Genomic DNA, 20526 nt, shown 5'->3' with positions numbered 1-20526 from the left:
GCCGTGAACGGACTCTCGCGTCGCGGACGGCGGAGGCAGCGGCGGCGGCATCCGTCCGCCTCCCGGCGTACGGATGACGCTCGGCGCTCACTCCTCGGCTGCGGCGGTGGTCGGCTCCCCGGTGTAGAACGCGTACGTGTTGTCGGCGGCCCGTGCGGCGACCGCGGGGTCGGCGCCGTCGGCTGCGTGAGCGGCTCCCCAGGCGTCTGCGGCGCCGCGGTAGAACGCCCTGCCCTCGTCGGTGAACGCCCATGCCTCGGCTTCTTCGGGCGAGGGGCCGTCGCCTGCGGTCAGGTGCAGGCCGAGGCCCAGCAGGCCGCCGTCCCAGCCGACGCCCGTCGCACCGGGGCCGTAGACGTCCCAGAACTCCGCGGGCACATCGTCGGTGCGGGCGACGTGCTCGAGTTCGAACCTTGTCTCGGCGTCGCCCTCGGCCGTCAACCGCACGGTGAGCCAGGTCGCGCCGCCGCCGTACTCCCAGGTCGCCGTGAAACGGGCCGAGCCGTCCGCAGGAGGCGTGCACTCCTGGATCTCGCCGCCGGCGTTGCCCTCGATCTGATACCGGCCGCCGAGCCGGAGATCGCCCGTGATCGGCTGGAACCATCGCGCGATCCGCGCCGCGCTGGTGACGGCGTCCCACACATCGTCGATGGGGGACGGATACGTCTGCGCGAGCGTCTGGACGCGCGCCGGGTAGCCGTCGATCTCTGCGCTCGCGATCTCGCGGGTCACCGCGTCGAGCTGGTTCTGTACGTCGACCATGTCATTCCTCCTGGGGGTCGGTCGTGTCGGATTCGTCGCTCGCGGCATCCGGTTCCTGCTCGGCGGCGAGCCGGCGCTGGCGGCGTCCTCGGGCGAGCTCGGTGCCGAGGGCGTCGAGGTGCGGCTGCCAGAAGCGCCGGAACGGGTCGAACCACGCGGCGGCGTTCTCGAGCGGGTCGGGAGCGATGGCGTACAGCCTCCGCACGCCGTCGGGACGCACCGTCGCGAATCCCGACTCCCGCAGCACGCGCAGGTGCTGCGAGACGGCGGGCTGCGAGATGCCGAACTCGCGCTGCACGTCCTCGCCGATCTCGCCGGCGCTGCGCTCGCCCTCCGCCAGGAGTTCGAGGATGCGCCGGCGAACCGGATCGCCGAGGATGTCGAGCGCGTGCACGATTTCCATACTTGCTCGTGCGCTTATATAAGTCAAGTGTTAAGTCCGAGAGCGCTGTGCTCAGCGCTCGTAGGATGACGCCATGCCTGCTGACCTCACCGCCCTTCCGCCCATCGCGATCCTCGGCGCCGGCTCGATGGGCGGCGCGATCGCGCGCGGCCTCTCTCGCTCCGGCCTCGCCGGCGGGGGAGTGACGACCACGAACCGTTCGCGCGCGAAGGCCGCCGAGCTCGACGGGCTCGACGGCGTGACCAGTGTCGCGCTGGAGGCGCACCCGACCGCGAACACGGATGCCGCAGCCGCCGCCGACGTCGTGCTCGTGGGAGTGAAGCCCGCGATGGTCCCCGATCTGCTGCGGGAGATCGCGCCGTCGCTGCGGCGCGGCGCCATCGTCGTGAGCCTCGCCGCTGGGGTCACGATCGCGACGTTCGAGCAGCTCCTCGGCGGCGTCGCAGTGCTGCGCTCGATGCCGAACACGCCCGCCCTCGTGGGGCGCGGCGTCACCGGGCTCGCGGCAGGGTCGCAGGCAGACGCCGATGCGGTCGCCACGGTCCGGCGGCTCTTCGAGACCGTCGGCGCCGTCGTCGAGGTGCCCGAGGCGCAGATCGACGCGCTGTCGACGATCTCGGGTTCGGGTCCCGCCTACTTCTTCCTCCTCGTGGAGGAGTTCACCAAGGCCGCCGTCGGCAAGGGTTTCTCGCCGGCGGAGTCGCAGCTGCTGGCGGAGCAGACATTCATCGGCGCCGCCGCGCTGCTCGAGGCCTCCGAAGACGACCCGGCGGAGCTCCGCCGACGCGTCACGAGCCCGAAGGGCACCACGGAGCGGGCCATCGCCGCGCTGCAGGACGCGAAGCTCGACGAGGTGTTCGCCCGGGCAACCGACGCGGCGCTCGCGCGCGCGAAGGAGCTCGCCCAGGGCGGGTGAGCGTGCACCCGGGCACGCGATCCGCGGCGGGCCACGTGATCCGCGGCGGGCCACGTGATCCGCGGCGGGCGCGTGATCCGCGGCGGGTCAGTCTCGAGGCTGCTTCATGTACCACTCGGTGAACGCGCGGGCCCGCCCTTCCTCGTCGAGGTCGATCACCCACAGGTTGCGGTAGACGCGGCCGGCGGGCAGCTCGTCGTCAGGGGCGTAGACCGTGCGGCCGTCCACGAACACGCGGTCGCCGTCGACGCCCGCGATCTTCCACTCGAACTCGTACGTGCCGGGCTCGTCGCGCGCCTCGAGCCAGCCGGCGATGATGGCGTCGGCCCCGGCCCACGGTTCACCCCAAGGCTGGGTGAAGTACACGGCATCGTCGGTGAAGAGGGCCCGGATGTCGTCGGGCTCATTCGTCTTCCATGCGTTCTCGTACGCGTCGACCCATCGCCGGGCCGCGGCATCCGTCGTGTTCCGTTCTGTCATGCCGCGAGTATGCCGCGGGGCGGGGACATCCGACAGAGGGCCGCGTCAGCGCTCGAGCGAGGCGAAGCGCTCGATGTCGGAGTTGGTGCCCGAGACGATGATCAGGTCGTGGTTGGTGACCACGGTGTTCGCCTCGGCGTAGCGGAAGGGCTTGCCCGGGCTCTTCACGCCCACCACGGTGACGTTGTACTTGGTGCGCACGCCGGACTCGTTGAGGCCGACGCCGCGGATGAACTTCGGCGGGTACAGCTTGGCGAGGGCGAAGTCGTCGTCGAAGCGGATGAAGTCGAGCATGCGGCCGCTGACCAGGTGGGCGACGCGCTCACCGGCCTCGCGCTCGGGGTAGATGACGTGGTTCGCCCCGACGCGGGCGAGGATCTTGCCGTGCGACTGCGACACCGCCTTCGCCCAGATCTGCGGCACCTTGAGGTCGACCAGGTTCGCGGTGATGAGCACCGACGCCTCGATCGACGAGCCGACGGCGACGACCGCGACCTGGAAGTCCTGCGCACCGATCTGCTTGAGCGCGTCGATGTTGCGGGCGTCGGCCTGCACCGTGTGCGTGACGCGCTCCGACCACTTCTGCACGAGATCGAGACTGTCGTCGATCGCGAGCACCTCGCGATCGAGCCGATCGAGCTCACCCGCGCACGCGGCGCCGAAGCGCCCCAGTCCGATCACGAGAACGGGCGCGTCGCCCCTCATCCGCTCAACCAACGATGGGCCTTTCCACGGGCAGCGAGTAGAGCTGCGAACGGGATGTCGCGGCCACGGCCGCGGCGAGAGTCACTGTACCAATGCGGCCCATGAAGATCGTCAGGGCCATCACATAGACGGCCGGATCCGACAGCTCGGCCGTCAGGCCGGTGGAGAGGCCCACGGTCCCGAAGGCCGAGATGACGTCGAACAGGACGTCCGACACCTGCTCCTGCGAGATCTGGGAGATCACGATCGTGGAGAGTGCGACGATCGTCGCCCCCCACGCGACCACGGAGAGGGCGACGCGCTGCACGTCGCTCGGGATGCGCCGGCCGAACGCCTGAACCGACGGGCGACCCTTGGCCTCGGAGAACACGGCCAGTGCGAGCACGGCGAGCGTCGTCACCTTGATGCCGCCCGCCGTCGAAGCCGAGCCGCCGCCGACGAACATGAGCATGCAGCCGACGATGAGCGACGAGCCGTGGAGCTCGCCGATGTCGACGACGGCGAAGCCGCCGGACCTGGTCATCGCCGACAGGAAGAATGCCTGGAACGTGGTGTCCCAGGCATCCATCGACCCGAAGGTCTTCGGGTTGTTGTACTCGAGCGCGAGGAAGGCCGCCGCGCCGGCGAAGAACAAGAGCACCGTGGTGATCATCGTGAGCTTCGTGTGCAGCGGCCAGCGGCGCACGTCCCACACGTGCTTCCACAGGGCGTAGATGACGGGGAAGCCGATGCTGCCGAGGAACACGCCGACCATCAGCACCGTCAGCAGGAAGTAGTCGTCGGCGAACGGCTCCAGTCCGCCCGGATTGGGCGTGAAGCCCGTGTTGGTGAACGCCATCGCCGCGTAGAACGGGGCCTCCCAGAGGGCCTCCAGCGGGCGGATGCCGGCGAGCAGGAGCGACGGATACAGGGCGATCGCGACGAGCGCCTCGATGAGGAGGGTCGAGAGCGCGACCGTGCGCAGCAGCTGGCCGACCTCGCCGAGGCGGACCGTCTGGCTCTCGTTGACGGGTCCGGCGTGGGCGCGCATGGGATTGGTGTCACTCGCGGCGATGAGTTTCGCCCGCAGCCCGAGGCGCTTCGAGATCACGAGGCCGAGGATCGACGCCAGGGTGAGGACGCCCATCCCGCCGATGTTCACGCCGATGAAGATGATGACCTTGCCCAGTGGCGAGAACGTGGATGCGATGTCGACCGTGGACAGGCCGGTGACGCAGATGGTCGAGACCGCGGTGAACACCGCGTCGGCGAGCGGCAGTCGGCGGCCGTCCGCGGACGCGGCGGGCAGAGACAGCAGCGCCGTGAAGACCAGGATCAGCGACACGAACACCAGCACCGCGAATCGCGCGGGCGAGGTGGTGGTCAGATTGCGCAGCTGATCCCACAGCCGTCGCAGCATCGACGGGATGCGCCGCACGAGCGACCCGGCCGGGTCCGTCGTCATGCGTCGCCCCCTTCTCCAAGACCCCAGTCATGGTACTCCGCGGGGCTCCCGACTAATCTGAGCACATGGCGGACATCTTCGACGTGATCGCGGACGGAACACGTCGCGACATCCTGCGACTGCTGCTCGATCGATCATCCGCCGGAGAGCGCGGCACCAGCGTGTCGCACATCGTCACAGAGCTCGGCGCCAGCCAGCCGACGGTCTCGAAGCACCTCAAGGTGCTGCGCGAGGCGCACCTGGTCTCGGTGCGCGAGGAGGGGCAGCACCGCTACTACAGCCTCTCGGCCGCACCGCTGGACGAGGTCGACGACTGGCTCGTGCCGTTCCTCGACGGCGACGGCGGCGAGGCCGGCGAAGGGGTGGCCGTGGCGCTGCCCGACTCCGCCGCCCATGCGGCCGAAGTCGTCGGGCGGGCCGCCGCCTCGGCCAAGCACGCTCTCGAGAACGCCTTCAAGCGCCTCCCCGGCCGCTGATTCGTCGTCCGGTCGTTGAGCGAGGAGCGCAGCGACGAGACGAAACGCGCCGAGTCGACCTCTGTCGTCTGCTCGGGCGTTTCATCATCTGCGTTTCGACTCGCAAGCTCGCTCAACGACCGGACCCACCCGGAGGATGTCCCCGCGCAGCGGGACGGGCTCTACCGGCGCCCGGCCTTGCGGCGGAACAGCCAGGCACCCCAGACGAACGAGACGACGAGGATCCCGAAGCACCAGGCGATCGCCCACCCGACGGTGTCGTCGACGGGCGTTCCCATCAGGAGGCCGCGGATCGTCTCGATGATCGGCGTCACCGGCTGGTACTCCGCGACGCCCTGGAGCCACTCGGGCATCGTGTCGACCGGCACATACGCGCTCGAGAGATACGGCAGGAACAGGATGATGAACCCGTAGCCGTTGGCGCCTTCGGGGCTGCCGGAGGCGAGCCCGATCGCCGCGAACAGATACGTGATCGCGAGGATCCAGAGCGCGATCACCGCGACGGCGCCGAGCCAGCCCCACAGGCCCGCCGTCGGACGGAACCCCACGAGCAGTGCGACGCCGATCACGATCGCGGTCGCGAACAGGTTGCGCAGCAGACTTGCGACGACGTGTCCGGTGAGCACGGCGCTCGCGCGCACGGGCATCGTCCGGAACCGGTCGATGATGCCGGCCTTCATGTCGCCCGCGACGTAGACGGCGGTCGATGCGGCGCCGAAGCCGGCGCACGTGAGGATCACACCCGGCACGACGTAGTTGACGTAGTCGCCGGTGGGGTCGATCGCCCCGCCGAAGACCCACGTGAACATCAGCATGAGCATCACCGGCAGCAGGATCGCCATCAGCAGCGATTCGCCGTCGCGCAGCGAGTGCAGAAGGCTGCGCCCGACGAAGACACCCTCGGCGGTGAGGCCGGTCACCCGCGGACGCAGCGCGGGGAGGGTCGGCGAGGCGGTCACGGTGGTCATGCGATCTCCTTCATGGTGTCGGCCCGGCGGGCGTCGGCGCGCTCGCCGCGGCCGTCGGGGGTGGTGAGCGCGAGGAACACGTCGTCGAGGCTCGGTCGCCGCAGCGTGACGACGCCCTCGGCGCCCGACTCGTCGAGCACGTCGAGCGCCCGGCGCAGCCCGGTCACCGAGCCGTCGGTGGCGACTTCGCGGACGAGCTCGCCGTGCGCGTCGTGCAGCTCGACCGTGTCGCCGCCGATGCGGGACTTCAGTTGCGCGGCGGTTCCGGTGGCGACCACGCGGCCGCCGTCCAGCACGGCGATGCGGTCGGCCAGCTGGTCTGCCTCCTCGAGATACTGCGTGGTGAGGAAGACCGTGGTCCCCGCGTCGGCGAGCGAGCGGATGACGTCCCACAGTTCACGGCGGCTGCGGGTGTCGAGCCCCGTCGTCGGCTCGTCGAGGAACAGCACCTCGGGTGTGACGACGAAGCTGAGCGCCAGGTCGAGCCGTCGGCGCATGCCCCCCGAGTAGGTGCCGACGCGGCGGGATGCGGCATCCGTCAGTCCGAAGCGCTCGAGCAGCTCCGCGGCGCGTCTGCGGGCCGAGCGCCGGGAGAGCCCCGACAGGCGGCCCATCATGACGACGTTCTCGGTGCCGGTGAGGACGTCGTCCACGGCGGCGGCCTGGCCGGTCAGGCTGATGCGGCGCTTGACCTGCTCGGGAGCACGCGCCACGTCGACGCCCGCGACCGTGGCGGTGCCGGCGTCGGGGTGGACGAGCGTCGTGAGGATGTTGATGGTCGTGGTCTTGCCGGCGCCGTTCGGGCCCAGGAGCGCGAAGACCTCGCCACGGGCGACGTGGAGGTCGAGACCGTCGAGCACGTGCTGGCGGCCGAACGTCTTTCGCAGGCCCTCGACGACGATGACCGGCGGAGCGGTGCGGTCGGGCATGGGACTTCCTCTCAGAGATCTGTGTATGGGCGAAACTGTGTACAGCATTAACTGTTTATGACGGTAACACACTGTTTACCTCATAAACAGTCTTAGACTGACGGGATGACCGACGCCGTCGAGCCCGAGCTTCCGCGGGGCATCGCCCTCGCATGGGGCGTCGCCGCCAGTCCGCAGCGGGGTCCCAAGCGCGAGATGAGCGTCGAGCGCATCGTCGAGGCGGCGATGGAGATCGCGGATGCCGAGGGCCTGGGCGCCGTGTCGATGGCGGCGGTCGCGGCGAAACTCGGGTTCACGCCCATGTCGCTGTACCGGTACGTCACCGCGAAAGAAGACCTCGTGCTGCTCATGCAGGAGGAGGCCACCGGGTCGCCTTCGGAGGCGACGCGGGAGGCGGGCGGCTGGCGTGAGCGCCTGGAGGCGCTGTTCGGCGAGCAGCTGCAGCATTACCTGCGGCACCCCTGGGTCCTCGACATCCCGATCTCGGGCGTTCCGGCCACTCCCAACAGCGCAGCGTGGATGGATGCCGGGATCAGCGCGCTCGACGAGACGCCGCTGACCTACGAGGAGCGGTTGGCCGTGATGCTCCTGGTCACGGGCACGGCGCACTGGGCGGGCACGGTGCTCGCCGGGTATGCGCGCGTGGAACGCGAGCAGGGTGTCGGCAGCGACACGATCGCCCGCAACGAGGATGCGATGTTCCGGGCGCTCATCACCGCCGAGGCGTACCCCTCACTGCGGGCCGCGATCGAGGCGGGTGCGTTCCTGGACGACTCGGACCCGTTCTCCTTCGCGCTGGAGCGCGGCCTCGACGGGGTCGCCGCCTACATCGCCGCCGCAGCCGAGGGCCGGCGGGGCGAGCGCAAGCAGTGGGTCACGCTCGACGATGCCGACATCGCCGACGACAAGAAGTTCCGCGAGGCGCAGAAGGCGGTGCGGCAGGCCGAGAAGGCGCTGCGCGACGCGCGCAAGCTCGAACGTCTGGCCGCGCGCGAAGCGCACGACCGCAAGGCGCGCCAGCGCGCCGATGCGTGAACCGGCCTCATCCGCCACAGAAGTCACAGCCGTTCACACAGGCACCGTGTTTACACGCCGGTCCCGCGCGTTCTAGAGTGTGTGCAGCACTCCTGGGGAAGGAATCGACATGGCTGAACTGTCCGATGTGCGCTTCCTCACGGTCGCCGAGGTCGCCGAGCTCATGCGCGTGTCGAAGATGACGGTGTACCGCCTGGTGCACTCCGGCGAGCTGCCCGCTGTCCGCTTCGGACGCAGCTACCGGGTCCCCGAGTCCGCCGTCACCGAGGCCCTGCAACGGCCGATCGCCGACGTCGGCTAGACTGATCCGAGGCATTTTCCGTAACTGCCCGTTCCCGGGCGCCGCACACGCCGCGCCCAGACCCCGACATAGTGAGGTTTTCCGTGGGTTCTGTCATCAAGAAGCGCCGCAAGCGCATGGCGAAGAAGAAGCACCGCAAGCTGCTTCGCAAGACTCGCCACCAGCGCCGCAACAAGAAGTAAGCGGCATCCGCACCAAGCGCCTGTCTTCGGACGGGCGCTTCGTGTATGCCTGCTCCGCCCGGCGGAGCCCGCGACCCGAGAGGCCGACATGAAGTCCATCACCGTTGAGCAGCTGCGTGAGCGCGCCGACACCCCGCTCATCGACGTGCGCGAGGTCGACGAGTTCGCCGCCGGGCACGTGCCCGGGGCGGTCAACATCCCGATGTCAGCGATCGGCAGCCGGCTCGACGAACTGCCCGACGGCGCGTTCGACGTCATCTGCGCGATCGGAGGCCGTTCGGGCCGCGTTGTCGAGGCCCTCGAGGCGCGTGGCTATGACGCCACCAACGTCGACGGCGGCACGAACGAGTGGATCGCCGCCGGCTACCCGGTCGAGGCGTGACGGCAGAGCCCGCGTGACCACGATCACCCTCATCGGCAAGCCGGACTGCCACCTGTGCGACGTCGCCCGCGAGGTCGTCGAGACGGTCGTGGCCGAGCTGCCCGAGGACGCCGTCGACGTCGAGGAGCTCTCGATCGCCGCAGACCCCGCGCTCTACGCGCAGTGGTGGGAGAAGATCCCCGTGGTGCTCATCGACGGAGAGCTGCACGGCCACTGGCGCGTGTCGCCCGACCGCCTGCGTGCCGCGCTCAGCACCGCGCGCTGACCGCACTCGTCAGTCCCCGCGCGCACGTTCACGACGGCCGATCGGTGCGTCAGCCAGCGACATCCGTGTCCTCATCTGAGGACGTGAGCTCCGATGAGGGGCGACACGCCGGAGGGTGGACCGCATTCCGGCTCCGGTCCTCAGCTGAGGATGATGACGCCTTATCGCTCGCACTGACCACGTTCCTCAGATGAGGAGCGGCCGGCGACGAAGGTGCGACCTGATGCCGCGGCTCAGCCGGCGAGGCGCCCGCGCAGCGCGTTCAGCTCCGCGTCGGCCAGACCGCCCGACTGCAGGTACGCCGCCGAGCCGCCGCGCTCGTCGAGCCACGCCAGTGCCTGCTCGATGGCCGCGGGCGGCGTTCCCGTCACCAATTCGCGGATCTCGGGAGTCAGCGGCGCCCCCATCTGCTCGATGCCGGCGAGCATGCGCTCGGCCCACGGGCCGGCGAGGTTCCGCTCGGAGATCGCGTAGTCGGCGACGATCGCTTCCCGGTCCACCCCGACCGCGTCGAGCAGGAGCGCGACGGCGACACCGGTGCGGTCCTTGCCCGCCGTGCAGTGGACGAGGACCGCGGACGCGTGGCCATTGACGGTCCCCGCTCCCTCGCCAGCCATCACCGGCGCGCTGCGCGGAGCCTCGGGGACCTGGGGCGCAGCCACGTCCTGCCGCGCCTCGCTCAGCCCGGGTGCTGCGACTCGGCGCGCCGCCTCGGCGAACGAGGCCGCGCCGTGCTCGAGCATCTGGACGTACAGCTCGCCGAGGCGGGGGAGAGCCGCGAGGATCTTCTTCGCCATGCCGGTGTCGATGGGGCCGTCAGTCGTCGCCGCCTCGCCGGCGGCGCCGGTCAGTGCGCCCTCGAGGACCGACAGCTCGACGACTTCGACCTCCCGGTCGGCGGGCAGGCGGTCGGGCGCGCTCGCCTGCTCCATCGGCGTGCGGAAATCCGCGACGACGCCGATCGGGCTCGCCGAGAGCGCGGCGACGCCGGCATCGCTCAAGCCACTGAGGCTTTCCGAGCGATAGAGCACGCCGGGGCGGACGCTGCCGCCCGCTGCGAGGGGAAGGCCGCCGAGGTCGCGGAAGTTCTGGAGTCCGTCGAGGGTGATCGTCACCTTCGAGGATTACCACACTCCTGCGGTCGTGCCTCCGCTATCGGGGCGCCAGGCGCGTCGGGACGCGGATCCGGAATCAGGGCGCCAGGCGTGTCGGCCCGCGGAAGAGATAGGTGACCTCGCGGATCGAGTCCTGCCCGAGCAGCAGCATCATGACGCGGGCAAGACCCATGCCGAACCCGCCGTGGGGCGGGGCGCCGTAGCGGAAGAAGTCGAAGTAGAAGTCGAGGTGCTCGGGCTCGAGACCCTTCTCCTTCGCCTGCTCGATCAGCACATCGACACGGTGCTCGCGCTGCGCGCCCGTGGTGATCTCGACGCCCTTGAAGAGCAGGTCGTACGACTTGGTGAGCCCGGTCTCCTCGTCGCGCATGTGGTAGAACGCGCGGATCTCGGGGTGGTAGTCGGTGATGAAGACGAACTGGTGGCCGTAGGTCTCCTCGACATACGCCGAGATCTGGCGCTCGCCCTCGGGGTCGAGGTCGCCGTCGGTGCGGGGGATCTCGTAGCCCCGGCTCTTCACGATCTCGCGCGCCTCGGCGAGCGGGATGCGCGGGAACGGGATGGCGGGCACCTGCACCTCGAGGCCGAACAGCTCCTCGATCTCGGCGCCGTGCTTGTCCTTGACCACCTGGAACGCCGTCTGCAGAAGCTCCTCCTGCATGCGGGCTACGTCTTCGTGCGAGTCGATCCAGCTGATCTCGGCGTCGATCGACGTGAACTCGGTCGCATGGCGCGAGGTGAACGAGGGGTCGGCGCGGAACGCGGGGGCGATCTCGAAGATCTTGCCGAAGCCGGCGACCTGCGCCATCTGCTTGAAGAACTGCGGCGACTGCGCGAGGTAGGCGGTCTGGTCGCCGAAGTACTCCAGCGAGAACAGCTCCGCGTTCGACTCGGATGCCGAGGCCATCAGCTTCGGCGAGTGCACCTCGATGTAGTCGCGCTCGATCCAGTACGAGCGGAGAGCGTGCTCGAGCGTGGTCTGCACCCGGAAGATGAGGTTGTTGCGTCGCTGGCGGAGGTCGAGGAATCGCCAGTCCATGCGCTTGTCCATGCCGCTGTCGGCGGCGATGGGCGTCTCGGGGAGTGCGGCTGCTGCGACGTCCAGCGCGCCGATCTTGATCTCGACGCCGCCGAGCTTGACGCGCTCGTCGTGCTTGAGCTCACCCGTGACCGTCAGGAAGGTGCCCGTGGCGAGGTTCGAGATGAGGTCGGTGAGGGCCAGTGCACCGGCATCCTGTTCCGAACCGTCCTCGGCGGGCCGGGTCGCCGGATTGACCAGCTGCACCGCCCCGGTCTCGTCGCGAAGGATGACGAACTGCACCTTCTTCTGGTCGCGGACGGTCTCGACCCATCCGGAGACGGAGACGGGGCCGTCGGCGAGGCCCTTGAGCTGGTTGACGAGAACGCGTTCAGTCACGAGGGACAAGTGTACGTGGGGCTGCGCACCCCGCCTGTCGGTGCCGTCCGAAGTCATCGACGGCGTGGCAGATGCACAGTGGTGCGGGTGAGCATCACGCTCAGAGCGACTCCCGGCGCACGATCGACGTCGGCAGCACCTGGACCTTCTTTGCGGGCAGGCCCCGGATGGTGGCGATCAGCGTGTCGGCCGCGGCCCGCCCCATCTCCTCGAGCGGCTGGCGCACGGTGGTCAGCGGCGGATCGGATGTGCTCGCGATGAGGACGTCGTCGAATCCGACCACCGAGACGTCGGTCGGCACGCGGCGTCCCGCGGCCTGGAGCACCCGGATCGCACCGGCGGCCATCAGGTCGGATGAGGCGAAGATCCCATCGAGATCGGGCGCCCGCTGCAGCAGCCGCGCCATGGCGGCCGTGCCGCTGTCGAGCGTGAAATCGCCATGCACGATGGGTCCGGGCGTCAGGCCGTGCCGCGCGAGCTCGTCGGTCCATCCGCGTGTGCGCTCACGTGCCTGCTCCAGATCGAGGGGGCCTGTGATGATGCCGATCGAGCGACGGCCCGCCTCGACGAGAGCGCGCGCTGCCAGCACGCCGCCGCCGTAGTTGTCGGAATCGATGACGATCGGATCCGGGCCGATGTCGGCGTGAGGGCGACCCACCCACGCGATGGGCACGGGGGAGTCGGCGAGTCGCTCGACCAGGTGCGTGATCTCGTGCTGCAGGATCACGATCGCCCCGTCGAGAGCGCCGGAGCGCAGGAAGCGGGGGATCCGGTCGAGGTCCTCATGGTCGGCGGGCAGGAGGACGGGCTGCACCTCGCCCGCCGACAGTCCCTTGGCCGCGCCCTTCAGCACGGCGGTGAAAAAGGTGCCGCTCAGGCTTCCGAGCTCGTCGAAGGCGATCACGAGGCCGATCGCCCCGGCGCGTCCGCCCCGCAGCACTCGCGCGGCGAAGTTCGTCTCGTAACCCAGACGCCGGGCCTCGCGCTCGACCGCCGCCGCCATCGCGGCGTCCACATTCGTCGCGCCGGCGAGAACGCGGGCGGCGGTCGCGCGGGAGACCCCCGCGGCCTGCGCGACGTCGACGATGGTGGGTCTGACCATGGCTCCCCCCGTGAGCGTGGGCATGACGGAGAAGATCGTTCTCTCGCCGTCTCCATCATTGCATGGGTGGGGGTCGTTCCGCGGGTCGGACGCGCGGAAATCAGCCCGTGTGGAGGCTGAGTGCGACCAGGGCGCCACTGGGAATTCGTTCCAGGGTTGCCGCAGGCCCGGTAGGGCGGCTACTGTGGCCATCGCTGAGAGATCGATCTCTCAGCATCGGAGCCAAACCTCCCGCAGCCACATGTCCCCGAAGAAGAGGAGCTGTTGTGAATCGTCGCAAACTGGCCCTGCCCATCGCAGCAGTCGGTGCACTCGCGCTGGTGCTGTCCGGATGCTCGGGAGGATCGGGCTCCGGCTCCGACGATCCCGACGCCGAATTCGAGTTCTGGTCGTTCACAGGCATCGGCCAGAAGGACTCGGTCGATCGCTACCTCGAGGAGATGCCCGACGCCAAGGTGAAGTTGTCGGAGGTCGGCAGCACGACCGAGACCGCCACCGCGCTGACCGCGGCCCTCGCCGGCGGCCGCGTCCCCGACCTCGTGATGATCCAGAACGACGATCTGCCCAAGTTCGTGGAGAACCCGGGCAACTTCGTCGACCTGCGCACGCTCGGCGGCGACGATGTCGGCGACGACTACCTGGACTGGGCGGTCGACGCCGCCACCGCCGATGACGGCTCGCTGATCGGCATCCCCACCGATGTGGGGGGCCTGAGCTTCGCCTACCGTGCCGATCTCTTCGAAGCGGCCGGCCTGCCGACGGATCCGGCGGAGGTCGCGCAGATGTGGTCGTCGTGGGACGACTTCATCGCCATGGGCGAGCAGTACACGGCTGCCACGGGCCAGCCGTTCGTGGACAACGTCGAGACGTCGGTGTTCTTCTCCACCGTCAACCAGGTCACGGAGAAGTACTACTCCCCGGACGGCGAGCTCATCTTCGACACCAACCCGCAGGTCGAGGAGGCGTTCGACGTCGCCGTGCGCGCGTACGACGCCGGCATCAGCGCCAACATCCCGGCATGGTCGTCGGGCTGGGCGCCGGGCAAGGCCAACGGCGCCTTCGCGGTGACCACGGCGCCGTCATGGATCCTGTCCGGGCTCAAGAACGACGCCCCCGACACGGAAGGCGACTGGCGGATCGCGTCCATCCCGGGTGTCGGCGGCAACTGGGGCGGCAGCGTCATCGCCATCCCCGCCCGTGCCGACAACAAGGCGGCGGCGTGGCAGTACATCGAGACGATGCTGTCGCCGGAAGGTCAGACGGAGCACTTCGCGCAGACCGGAACCTTCCCCGCGGCCGAAGCGGCGCTCGAGAGCGACGAGGTGAAGGGCTACACGGACCCGTTCTTCGGCGACTCGGCCATCGGCGCCACCATCAGCGAGTCCGTGCTGCAGTTCAACTCGTTCTACAACGGCCCCGACACCAGCGCGATCGGCGGAGCCCTGCTCAACGCGCTCGTCGACATGCAGGCCGGCAACGTCGACCCGGCCGACGCCTGGGAGACCGGCGTGGCCAGCGCGAAGGCCGCCATCGGGGGCTGAGCCCCACCCGACCAGCGGTGGTCCGGCCATGGGCCGGGCCACCGCCCCGACCGAGGCAGGAAGATGACCGCCACCGCCACCGCCATCCCCGTCCAGAAGATCCGCCGGGGAGACCGGCCACCCTCCCGGAAGATCCGGCACCCGCTCGCGGAGCGGATCGCGCCCTACGTCTACATCGCGCCGTTCTTCGTGCTGTTCGCGATCTTCGGCCTCTTCCCGCTGCTCTTCACGTTCTATGTCGCGCTCTTCGACTGGAACCCGATCGGCGAGCAGACGTTCGTCGGGCTGGCGAACTTCGAGCGGCTCGTCCAGGACCCCCGGTTCTGGAACGCGTTCGTCAACACCTTCGGCATCTTCCTCATCTCGACGATTCCGCAGCTGCTCCTGGCGCTCGGCCTTGCGCACCTGCTGAACCACGCCATGCTGAAGTTCGCGAACTTCTTCCGCATGGCGCTGCTGGTGCCCTACATCACCTCGGTCGCCGCGACGGCGCTGGTGTTCGCGCAGATCTTCGACAAGAACTTCGGGCTGATCAACTGGGTGCTCGGGTGGTTCGGGATCGGCGAAGTCAACTTCCTCGCCTCGCAGGTCGGCTCGTGGATCGTGATCTCGTCGATGGTGATGTGGCGGTGGTTCGGCTACAACACCCTCCTGTACCTCGCCGGTCTCCAGGCGCTGCCGCGGGAGATGTACGAGGCGGCCTCGGTGGACGGGGCATCGAACTGGCAGCAGTTCATCCACCTGACGATCCCGTCGCTGCGCCCGATCATCATCTTCACGGTCATCATGTCGACCATCGGCGGGCTGCAGATCTTCACCGAACCGCTGCTGGTCGCCCCCGAGTCGGGTCTCACGTGCGGCGGCGGGCGGCAGTGTCAGACGCTCGCCCTCTTCCTTTACGAGCAGGGCTTCGGACAGTTCGAGTTCGGCTACGGCTCCGCCATCGGCGTCGCACTGTTCGTGATCGTCGTCGTGGTCTCGCTCATCAACTTCTTCCTGACCACCCGCACCCGGAGGGCACGCTGATGTCCGATGTCATCGACCAGGCCATTCCGCAGACGCCCGAAGAGGCGCTCGCGCAGCCCGAGAAGACACCGTCGCGTCGCGGCGGACGCCTGGGCCGCGTGCCCTGGCCCGTGTACGCCATGCTCATCGTCGCGGTCGTCATCAGCGTCTTCCCGCTGTACTACATGTTCGTGATCGCATCGGTGGGAGCCTCCGCGGTCACCTCGATCCCGCCGCGGCTCTACCCGGGATTCAACTTCTTCGAGATCGCCGCCAAGGTGTTCGAGACCGTCCCGTTCTTCCAGTCGCTGCTCAACAGCGTGATCGTGTCGCTGGCCATCGCGGTGATCGCCTCGCTGCTCTGCGCGCTCGCCGGATTCGCCTTCGCGAAGATGCACTTCCCCGGCCGCAACGCGCTGTTCCTGATCGTGCTGCTGACGATGACGGTGCCGGCGCAGCTCAGCGTCATTCCGCAGTACCTGATCATCTCGTGGCTCGACTGGGTCGACACCCTGCAGGCGATCATCGTCCCCGGGCTCGCCAGCGCGTTCGGCATCTTCTGGATGCGTCAGCACATGGCCACGACGCTGAGCGACGAACTCATGCAGGCGGCGCGGATCGACGGGGCGAACAGCTGGCAGATCTTCTGGCGCATCGGCTTCCCCGTGGTGCGGCCGGCCGCGTTCGTGCTGGGCCTCATCACCTTCACCGCGGTGTGGAACGACTTCATGTGGCCGTTCATCGTGCTCAAGTCGCCGGAGCTGTTCACGGTGCAGATCGCACTGAAGCAGCTGCAGGCCAACCGCACCATCGACCTGGCGCTGACGATGGGCGGCTCCTTCATGGCGACGCTGCCGCTGCTCATCGTCTTCTTCTTCGTCGGCCGGCGAATGGTCGCCGGCATCATGGATGGGGCGTTCAAGGGCTGATGAGCGCGCACGCCGACGTCATCGATCAGGGCCGATGGCGGGACACGACGCTGAGCGCGCGTGAGCGCGCGCAGGCGCTCGTCGACGAACTGACCCTCGAGGAGAAGGTCGCCCAACTCGGTTCCGTCTGGCTGACGGATGCCGCCGACGACTTCGCCCCGACCCTGGAGGGCGGTCTAGCGACCGAGGGCACCGATCCCTTCGCCCACGGGCTCGGTCAGCTGACGCGCGTGTTCGGCACCGCGCCGGTGAGCGTGAGCGAGGGCGTCACACGACTGCGCGAGCTGCAGTATCGCGTCGTGGCGAACCAGCGGCTCGGCATCCCGGCCCTCGTCCACGAGGAGTGCCTCACCGGCCTCGCGGCGTTCGGAGCCACGGCTTTCCCGACGCCACTGGCGTGGGCGGCGACATTCGACGAGGAGCTCGTGCGCGACATGGCCCGGGCGATCGGCGACGACATGCGCGCGATCGGCGTGCATCAAGGCCTCGCCCCCGTCCTGGACGTCGTGCGCGACTACCGGTGGGGTCGGGTCGAGGAGACCTTGGGAGAAGACCCCTATGTGGTCGGGCAGCTGGGTGCAGCGTACGTCGCCGGCCTGGAGGGCGCGGGCGTCGTCGCCACCCTGAAGCACTTCGCCGGATACGCGGCGTCGCGGGCCGCGCGCAATCACGGACCGGTGAGCATGGGACCGCGGGAGTTCGCCGACACCGTGCTGCCGCCGTTCGAGACGGCGCTGCGCCAGGGCGGTGCGCGCAGCGTGATGACCTCGTACACCGATGTCGACGGTATCCCGAGCACCGCGAACCGGCACCTGCTCGACGGCGTGCTGCGCACCGAGTGGGGTTTCGACGGGACCGTCGTCGCCGACTACTGGGCCGTGCCCTTCCTCGTGTCGATGCACCGGGTCGCCGCGGACGGCCCCGCGGCCGGTGCCCTCGCGCTCCGCGCCGGCGTCGACGTGGAGCTGCCCTCGACCGTCGCGTACGCCGCCCTGCCGCGCCTCGTGCGCGAAGGTGTCGTGGACGAGAGCGACATCGACCGCGCAGCGGTGCGCCACCTGCGCCACAAGATCGAAGCCGGCCTGCTCGATCGCGGGCCCGTCGTGCCCGACGGAGCGGAGGATGTGCTGCTGGACACCCCGCGCAACCGCGCCATCTCTGCGGCGCTCGCCGAGGAGTCGATCATCCTGCTGAGGGACGATGGGATGCTGCCGCTCGCCGAAGCGCGACGGATCGCGCTGATCGGCCCCGCCGCCACGGAGTACCGCAGTCTGCTCGGCTGCTACGCGTTCCCCAATCACGTGCTCACCAAGTACCCCGGCCACGCCCCGGGCATCGACATCCCGACGATCGAGGACGCCGTGCGCGCTGAGTGGGGAGACGCCCGGGTCCGCTCCGAGCGTGGCTGCGAGATCGTCGGCGACGAGGAGGTGCGGATCGACGAAGCGGTCGCGCTCGCCCGCGACAGCGACGTCGCCGTACTCGTCGTCGGCGATGTCGCCGGCCTGTTCGGGGCCGGGACGTCCGGCGAGGGGTGCGACGCGCCCCACCTGCGGCTGCCGGGCCGCCAGGACGACCTGGTCCGTGCGGTGCTGGCGACCGGGACGCCGACAGTGCTCGTCGTCGTCTCGGGGCGCCCGTACGCGCTCGGCGATTACACCGAGGCGGGAGCGATCGTGCAGGCATTCTTCCCGGGTGCGGACGGTGCGGCGGCCGTCGCCGGCGTGCTCTCCGGCCGCATCGCGCCCAGCGGGCGGCTCCCCGTCCAGATCCCGCGTTCTCCCGAGGCGACCGGCACGTACTTGCAGCCGCCTCTCGGTCGCCACAACCGCGGCATCACCGTCGCCGACCCCACGCCGCTGTTCCCGTTCGGCTTCGGGATGACGCCTGGCCGGATCGTCTACGAGAGCATCGAGACGCCGGCAGTGCTGCCGACCGGCGGCGCCGCGGAGGTGGCGGTTGTCGTGCGCAACGACGGTGCGGATGCCATCGAGGTCGTGCAGCTGTATGCGTCCTTCCCCTCCGGTCCGATCGTCCGCCCGGATGTTCAGCTGGTGGGCTTCGCGCGCATCCCGGTCCCCGCCGGCGCGCGACGCACCGTGCGGTTCACCCTCGAGGCCGCCCGGCTCGCGGCGACGGGCACGGACAACAGGCTCGCCGTCGAGCCCGGCGTCGCGGTACTCGCGGCCGGCCCTTCGGCGGCGGAGCGTCCGATCGAGACACGCGTGCGTCTGGCGGGGCCCCGGCGCGTCCTGCTGGCGCGGGCCGGCCGGACGGCATGGGATGTAGACGCGACCGAAGCGAAGGAGACAGCATGACGCAGACGCGGGGCATCCGGGTCCTGGTGTGGGGCGAGAACCACCATGAGAAGCACGATGAGGTGCCACGCCGCCTGTACCCAGACAGCATGCACGAGACGATCGCCGCCGGACTGCGCTCGCTCCTCGGCCCCGACAGCGTCGTCGACACGGCGACGCTCGACGATCCGGAGCACGGCCTGAGCGCCGAGCGCCTGGAGCAGACCGATGTGCTCTTCTGGTGGGGGCACGTGCGACACGACGCCGTCGACGACGCCGTGGTGGAGCGGGTTCATCGCGCCGTCCTCGGCGGCATGGGGCTGGTGGTGCTCCACTCCGGGCACTTCTCCAAGATCTTCATCCGCCTGATGGGGACGACGTGCAGCCTCCGATGGCGGCAGGGGGATGACCGCGAACTGGTGTGGACGGTATCGCCGAACCATCCGATCGCCGCCGGCGTGCCGCATCCGATCGTCATTCCCGCCCAGGAGATGTACGGCGAGTTCTTCGACGTGCCCGCCCCCGACGAGCTCGTGTTCGTCTCCAGCTTCAGCGGGGGAGAGGTGTTCCGGTCCGGGATGACCTTCTCCCGCGGACGCGGGCGCATCTTCTACTTCTCTCCGGGCGATCAGGATTACCCCGTCTACCACCAGCCGGAGATCCAGCGGGTCCTCGCCAATGCGGCCGGATGGGCGTTCCAGGACCGGCCGCGGGACCTTCCGCACCTGACGATGCACCGCACGGGCGAGTTCGACACGCCTCGCGAGTGGAACGGCGAGGTGCTGACATGAGAGAGGTCGTCCTCGTCGGTGCGGGAGGGATGGGCCGCGCCTGGATCGACGTGATCGAGCGACGCCCTGATCTGCGCGTGAGCGCGTTGGTGGACGTCTCGGTCGCCGCCGCGCAGGCGGCGGCGCGCGAGCGGGGCTGGGACGTCCCGTGCGTCGCCACGGTCGCCGAGGCGTTCGCCGCCGTGGAGCCGCCGAGCATGCTGCTCAACGTCACGATCCCCGAGGCCCACCGGGCGGTCAGTGAAGCGGCGCTGCGCGCCGGTGTGCCGGTGCTCAGCGAGAAGCCGGTGACCCCGACGGTCGCGGACGCCCTCGCCCTCGCCGCCGTGAGCGAACAGCAGGGAGTCCTCCTCGCGACCAGCCAGTCGCGGCGACACCTGGCGGGTCTGCGCGCGTTCCGCGACGCCGTGGCGGCGTACGGCGGCGCGGGCCAGCTCGACGCCGCGTTCTTCCAGAACCCGCGTTTCGGCGGCTTCCGCGATGAGATGGACTCGCCGCTGCTCATCGACATGGCGATCCACACGTTCGATCAGGCGCGATACGTGCTCGGCAGTGAGCCGGCGTCCGTCTACTGCGAGGAGTTCTCGCCGCCGTGGAGCTGGTATCGCGGGGGTGCCGCTGCCCAGGCGGTCTTCCGCTTCACCGATGGGGCGAGGTTCGCGTACTCCGGAAGCTGGTGCGCCGACGGCCTCACCACGTCGTGGAACGGCGCCTGGCGCGCGAGCGCGGCGGGCGGCTCGGTCGAGTGGGACGGCGAGCAGGCGGTCCGTGCGCAGGACGCCCACGACGTCCCGCAGACGCTGCAGCCCGTCGAGCAGGTGGAAGGGCTCGATGCCGCCCTCGCCGAGTTCCTGCAGGCGCTGGACGGCGGGCCGCTGCCGTCGGGTGAGATCCACGCGAACATCTGGAGCCTTGCGATGGTGGAGGCAGCCGTCGCGTCGGCGCGGTCCGGCGCCCCGGTGCTCCTCGACGAGGTGTTCGCGCGGGCAGCGGCGGCGTGCGTGGCCGAGGCGCGCAGCAGCGGTGACGACGACACCGCCGACCTCGTGGCGTCGTGGGGCGGTGCCCCGCCGCGGTGACG

23 protein-coding genes are annotated in these 20526 nt (G+C 69.8%); 13 read left to right on the top strand and 10 right to left on the bottom strand.

Annotated elements, in window-relative coordinates; translation table 11 throughout:
• Positions 1-87 precede the first annotated feature (87 nt).
• Together MRBLWS13_RS08610 and MRBLWS13_RS08605 are read right to left on the bottom strand one after the other, a co-directional pair.
• Positions 88-762 carry an SRPBCC domain-containing protein gene (locus MRBLWS13_RS08610; RefSeq protein WP_349428622.1) on the bottom strand — a complete coding sequence of 225 codons (675 nt, stop codon included), beginning with the start codon at positions 760-762 and terminating at the stop codon, positions 88-90.
• A 1-nt stretch (position 763) separates the two neighbouring features.
• Positions 764-1156, bottom strand: coding sequence for a metalloregulator ArsR/SmtB family transcription factor (locus tag MRBLWS13_RS08605; RefSeq protein WP_349429025.1), 393 nt, complete (start codon positions 1154-1156; stop codon positions 764-766).
• Positions 1157-1238: 82 nt separating this feature from the next.
• Between MRBLWS13_RS08605 and proC the strand changes: the two genes are divergently transcribed.
• Complete coding sequence (gene proC, locus MRBLWS13_RS08600) at positions 1239-2081, top strand: pyrroline-5-carboxylate reductase (RefSeq protein WP_349428621.1); 843 nt, start codon at positions 1239-1241, stop codon at positions 2079-2081.
• Between the two features lie 87 nt (positions 2082-2168).
• Here the strand turns inward: proC and MRBLWS13_RS08595 are convergent, their stop codons facing one another.
• The 3 genes from MRBLWS13_RS08595 to MRBLWS13_RS08585 are packed head-to-tail and all read right to left on the bottom strand — an operon-like array spanning position 2169 to position 4665.
• Positions 2169-2561, bottom strand: a complete 393-nt coding sequence (locus MRBLWS13_RS08595; protein ID WP_349428620.1) for a nuclear transport factor 2 family protein — start codon at positions 2559-2561, stop codon at positions 2169-2171.
• 45 nt (positions 2562-2606) lie between these two features.
• Positions 2607-3278 (bottom strand): TrkA family potassium uptake protein, encoded by a 672-nt coding sequence (locus tag MRBLWS13_RS08590; RefSeq protein WP_349428619.1) that lies wholly within the window; start codon positions 3276-3278, stop codon positions 2607-2609.
• Entirely contained in the window at positions 3271-4665 is a 1395-nt protein-coding gene (locus MRBLWS13_RS08585) for a potassium transporter TrkG (protein ID WP_349429024.1), read from the bottom strand. Before MRBLWS13_RS08585 ends, MRBLWS13_RS08590 begins: the two co-directional genes overlap by 8 nt.
• 110 nt (positions 4666-4775) lie before the next feature.
• On the opposite strand from MRBLWS13_RS08585, the gene MRBLWS13_RS08580 reads away from it, so the two are divergent.
• On the top strand, positions 4776-5186 hold the full coding sequence (locus tag MRBLWS13_RS08580; protein WP_349428618.1) for a metalloregulator ArsR/SmtB family transcription factor: 411 nt from the start codon (positions 4776-4778) through the stop codon (positions 5184-5186).
• Between the two features lie 161 nt (positions 5187-5347).
• Here MRBLWS13_RS08580 and MRBLWS13_RS08575 read toward each other — a convergent pair whose 3' ends face one another.
• Complete coding sequence (locus tag MRBLWS13_RS08575; protein WP_349428617.1) at positions 5348-6154, bottom strand: ABC transporter permease; 807 nt, start codon at positions 6152-6154, stop codon at positions 5348-5350.
• On the bottom strand, positions 6151-7083 hold the full coding sequence (locus MRBLWS13_RS08570) for an ATP-binding cassette domain-containing protein (protein ID WP_349428616.1): 933 nt from the start codon (positions 7081-7083) through the stop codon (positions 6151-6153). Before MRBLWS13_RS08570 ends, MRBLWS13_RS08575 begins: the two co-directional genes overlap by 4 nt.
• A 105-nt stretch (positions 7084-7188) precedes the next feature.
• Between MRBLWS13_RS08570 and MRBLWS13_RS08565 the strand changes: the two genes are divergently transcribed.
• From MRBLWS13_RS08565 to MRBLWS13_RS08545, 5 genes are all read left to right on the top strand, one after another.
• Positions 7189-8118 carry a TetR/AcrR family transcriptional regulator gene (locus MRBLWS13_RS08565; RefSeq protein ID WP_349428615.1) on the top strand — a complete coding sequence of 310 codons (930 nt, stop codon included), beginning with the start codon at positions 7189-7191 and terminating at the stop codon, positions 8116-8118.
• 109 nt (positions 8119-8227) lie between these two features.
• Positions 8228-8419 (top strand): helix-turn-helix domain-containing protein, encoded by a 192-nt coding sequence (locus MRBLWS13_RS08560; RefSeq protein ID WP_163618319.1) that lies wholly within the window; start codon positions 8228-8230, stop codon positions 8417-8419.
• A gap of 83 nt (positions 8420-8502) precedes the next feature.
• On the top strand, positions 8503-8601 hold the full coding sequence (locus tag MRBLWS13_RS08555; RefSeq protein WP_003792170.1) for an AURKAIP1/COX24 domain-containing protein: 99 nt from the start codon (positions 8503-8505) through the stop codon (positions 8599-8601).
• Between the two features lie 88 nt (positions 8602-8689).
• Positions 8690-8983 (top strand): rhodanese-like domain-containing protein, encoded by a 294-nt coding sequence (locus tag MRBLWS13_RS08550; protein WP_349428614.1) that lies wholly within the window; start codon positions 8690-8692, stop codon positions 8981-8983.
• Positions 8984-8996: 13 nt separating this feature from the next.
• Entirely contained in the window at positions 8997-9248 is a 252-nt protein-coding gene (locus MRBLWS13_RS08545; RefSeq protein ID WP_349428613.1) for a glutaredoxin family protein, read from the top strand.
• Between the two features lie 233 nt (positions 9249-9481).
• Here MRBLWS13_RS08545 and MRBLWS13_RS08540 read toward each other — a convergent pair whose 3' ends face one another.
• The 3 genes from MRBLWS13_RS08540 to MRBLWS13_RS08530 form a co-directional block, all read right to left on the bottom strand.
• Complete coding sequence (locus tag MRBLWS13_RS08540; protein ID WP_349428612.1) at positions 9482-10363, bottom strand: tyrosine-protein phosphatase; 882 nt, start codon at positions 10361-10363, stop codon at positions 9482-9484.
• A 76-nt stretch (positions 10364-10439) separates the two neighbouring features.
• Positions 10440-11780, bottom strand: a complete 1341-nt coding sequence (gene aspS, locus MRBLWS13_RS08535; RefSeq protein WP_349428611.1) for an aspartate--tRNA(Asn) ligase — start codon at positions 11778-11780, stop codon at positions 10440-10442.
• A gap of 100 nt (positions 11781-11880) precedes the next feature.
• Complete coding sequence (locus tag MRBLWS13_RS08530) at positions 11881-12882, bottom strand: LacI family DNA-binding transcriptional regulator (RefSeq protein WP_349428610.1); 1002 nt, start codon at positions 12880-12882, stop codon at positions 11881-11883.
• A 266-nt stretch (positions 12883-13148) separates the two neighbouring features.
• Between MRBLWS13_RS08530 and MRBLWS13_RS08525 the strand changes: the two genes are divergently transcribed.
• From MRBLWS13_RS08525 to MRBLWS13_RS08500, 6 genes are all read left to right on the top strand, one after another.
• Positions 13149-14423, top strand: coding sequence for an ABC transporter substrate-binding protein (locus MRBLWS13_RS08525; RefSeq protein ID WP_349428609.1), 1275 nt, complete (start codon positions 13149-13151; stop codon positions 14421-14423).
• Between the two features lie 63 nt (positions 14424-14486).
• A complete protein-coding gene (locus MRBLWS13_RS08520) occupies positions 14487-15449 on the top strand; it encodes a sugar ABC transporter permease (protein ID WP_349428608.1) in 963 nt (320 codons plus the stop codon).
• A complete protein-coding gene (locus tag MRBLWS13_RS08515; RefSeq protein ID WP_349428607.1) occupies positions 15449-16357 on the top strand; it encodes a carbohydrate ABC transporter permease in 909 nt (302 codons plus the stop codon). Before MRBLWS13_RS08520 ends, MRBLWS13_RS08515 begins: the two co-directional genes overlap by 1 nt.
• Positions 16357-18675: a glycoside hydrolase family 3 N-terminal domain-containing protein gene (locus tag MRBLWS13_RS08510; RefSeq protein WP_349428606.1), complete on the top strand. Its 2319-nt coding sequence runs from the start codon at positions 16357-16359 to the stop codon at positions 18673-18675. The genes MRBLWS13_RS08515 and MRBLWS13_RS08510 overlap by 1 nt, the downstream gene beginning before the upstream one ends.
• A complete protein-coding gene (locus MRBLWS13_RS08505) occupies positions 18672-19445 on the top strand; it encodes a ThuA domain-containing protein (RefSeq protein ID WP_349428604.1) in 774 nt (257 codons plus the stop codon). The genes MRBLWS13_RS08510 and MRBLWS13_RS08505 overlap by 4 nt, the downstream gene beginning before the upstream one ends.
• Positions 19442-20524, top strand: a complete 1083-nt coding sequence (locus tag MRBLWS13_RS08500) for a Gfo/Idh/MocA family oxidoreductase (RefSeq protein ID WP_349428603.1) — start codon at positions 19442-19444, stop codon at positions 20522-20524. The genes MRBLWS13_RS08505 and MRBLWS13_RS08500 overlap by 4 nt, the downstream gene beginning before the upstream one ends.
• Positions 20525-20526 lie beyond the last annotated feature (2 nt).

The sequence above is a fragment of the Microbacterium sp. LWS13-1.2 genome, from assembly GCF_040144835.1.
Classification (GTDB): Bacteria; Actinomycetota; Actinomycetes; order Actinomycetales; family Microbacteriaceae; genus Microbacterium.
This window is presented reverse-complemented; position numbering and strand designations above follow the sequence as displayed.

What these genes read in the sequence shown, in the direction of transcription:
- MRBLWS13_RS08610 (WP_349428622.1), bottom strand. Translation starts at nt 762, where the DNA reads ATGGTCGACGTACAGAACCAGCTCGACGCGGTGACCCGCGAGATCGCG.
- proC (WP_349428621.1), top strand. Translation starts at nt 1,239, where the DNA reads ATGCCTGCTGACCTCACCGCCCTTCCGCCCATCGCGATCCTCGGCGCC.
- MRBLWS13_RS08595 (WP_349428620.1), bottom strand. Translation starts at nt 2,561, where the DNA reads ATGACAGAACGGAACACGACGGATGCCGCGGCCCGGCGATGGGTCGAC.
- MRBLWS13_RS08585 (WP_349429024.1), bottom strand. Translation starts at nt 4,665, where the DNA reads ATGCTGCGACGGCTGTGGGATCAGCTGCGCAATCTGACCACCACCTCG.
- MRBLWS13_RS08580 (WP_349428618.1), top strand. Translation starts at nt 4,776, where the DNA reads ATGGCGGACATCTTCGACGTGATCGCGGACGGAACACGTCGCGACATC.
- MRBLWS13_RS08575 (WP_349428617.1), bottom strand. Translation starts at nt 6,154, where the DNA reads ATGACCACCGTGACCGCCTCGCCGACCCTCCCCGCGCTGCGTCCGCGG.
- MRBLWS13_RS08570 (WP_349428616.1), bottom strand. Translation starts at nt 7,083, where the DNA reads ATGCCCGACCGCACCGCTCCGCCGGTCATCGTCGTCGAGGGCCTGCGA.
- MRBLWS13_RS08565 (WP_349428615.1), top strand. Translation starts at nt 7,189, where the DNA reads ATGACCGACGCCGTCGAGCCCGAGCTTCCGCGGGGCATCGCCCTCGCA.
- MRBLWS13_RS08560 (WP_163618319.1), top strand. Translation starts at nt 8,228, where the DNA reads ATGGCTGAACTGTCCGATGTGCGCTTCCTCACGGTCGCCGAGGTCGCC.
- MRBLWS13_RS08550 (WP_349428614.1), top strand. Translation starts at nt 8,690, where the DNA reads ATGAAGTCCATCACCGTTGAGCAGCTGCGTGAGCGCGCCGACACCCCG.
- MRBLWS13_RS08530 (WP_349428610.1), bottom strand. Translation starts at nt 12,882, where the DNA reads ATGGTCAGACCCACCATCGTCGACGTCGCGCAGGCCGCGGGGGTCTCC.
- MRBLWS13_RS08520 (WP_349428608.1), top strand. Translation starts at nt 14,487, where the DNA reads ATGACCGCCACCGCCACCGCCATCCCCGTCCAGAAGATCCGCCGGGGA.
- MRBLWS13_RS08515 (WP_349428607.1), top strand. Translation starts at nt 15,449, where the DNA reads ATGTCCGATGTCATCGACCAGGCCATTCCGCAGACGCCCGAAGAGGCG.
- MRBLWS13_RS08510 (WP_349428606.1), top strand. Translation starts at nt 16,357, where the DNA reads ATGAGCGCGCACGCCGACGTCATCGATCAGGGCCGATGGCGGGACACG.
- MRBLWS13_RS08505 (WP_349428604.1), top strand. Translation starts at nt 18,672, where the DNA reads ATGACGCAGACGCGGGGCATCCGGGTCCTGGTGTGGGGCGAGAACCAC.
- MRBLWS13_RS08500 (WP_349428603.1), top strand. Translation starts at nt 19,442, where the DNA reads ATGAGAGAGGTCGTCCTCGTCGGTGCGGGAGGGATGGGCCGCGCCTGG.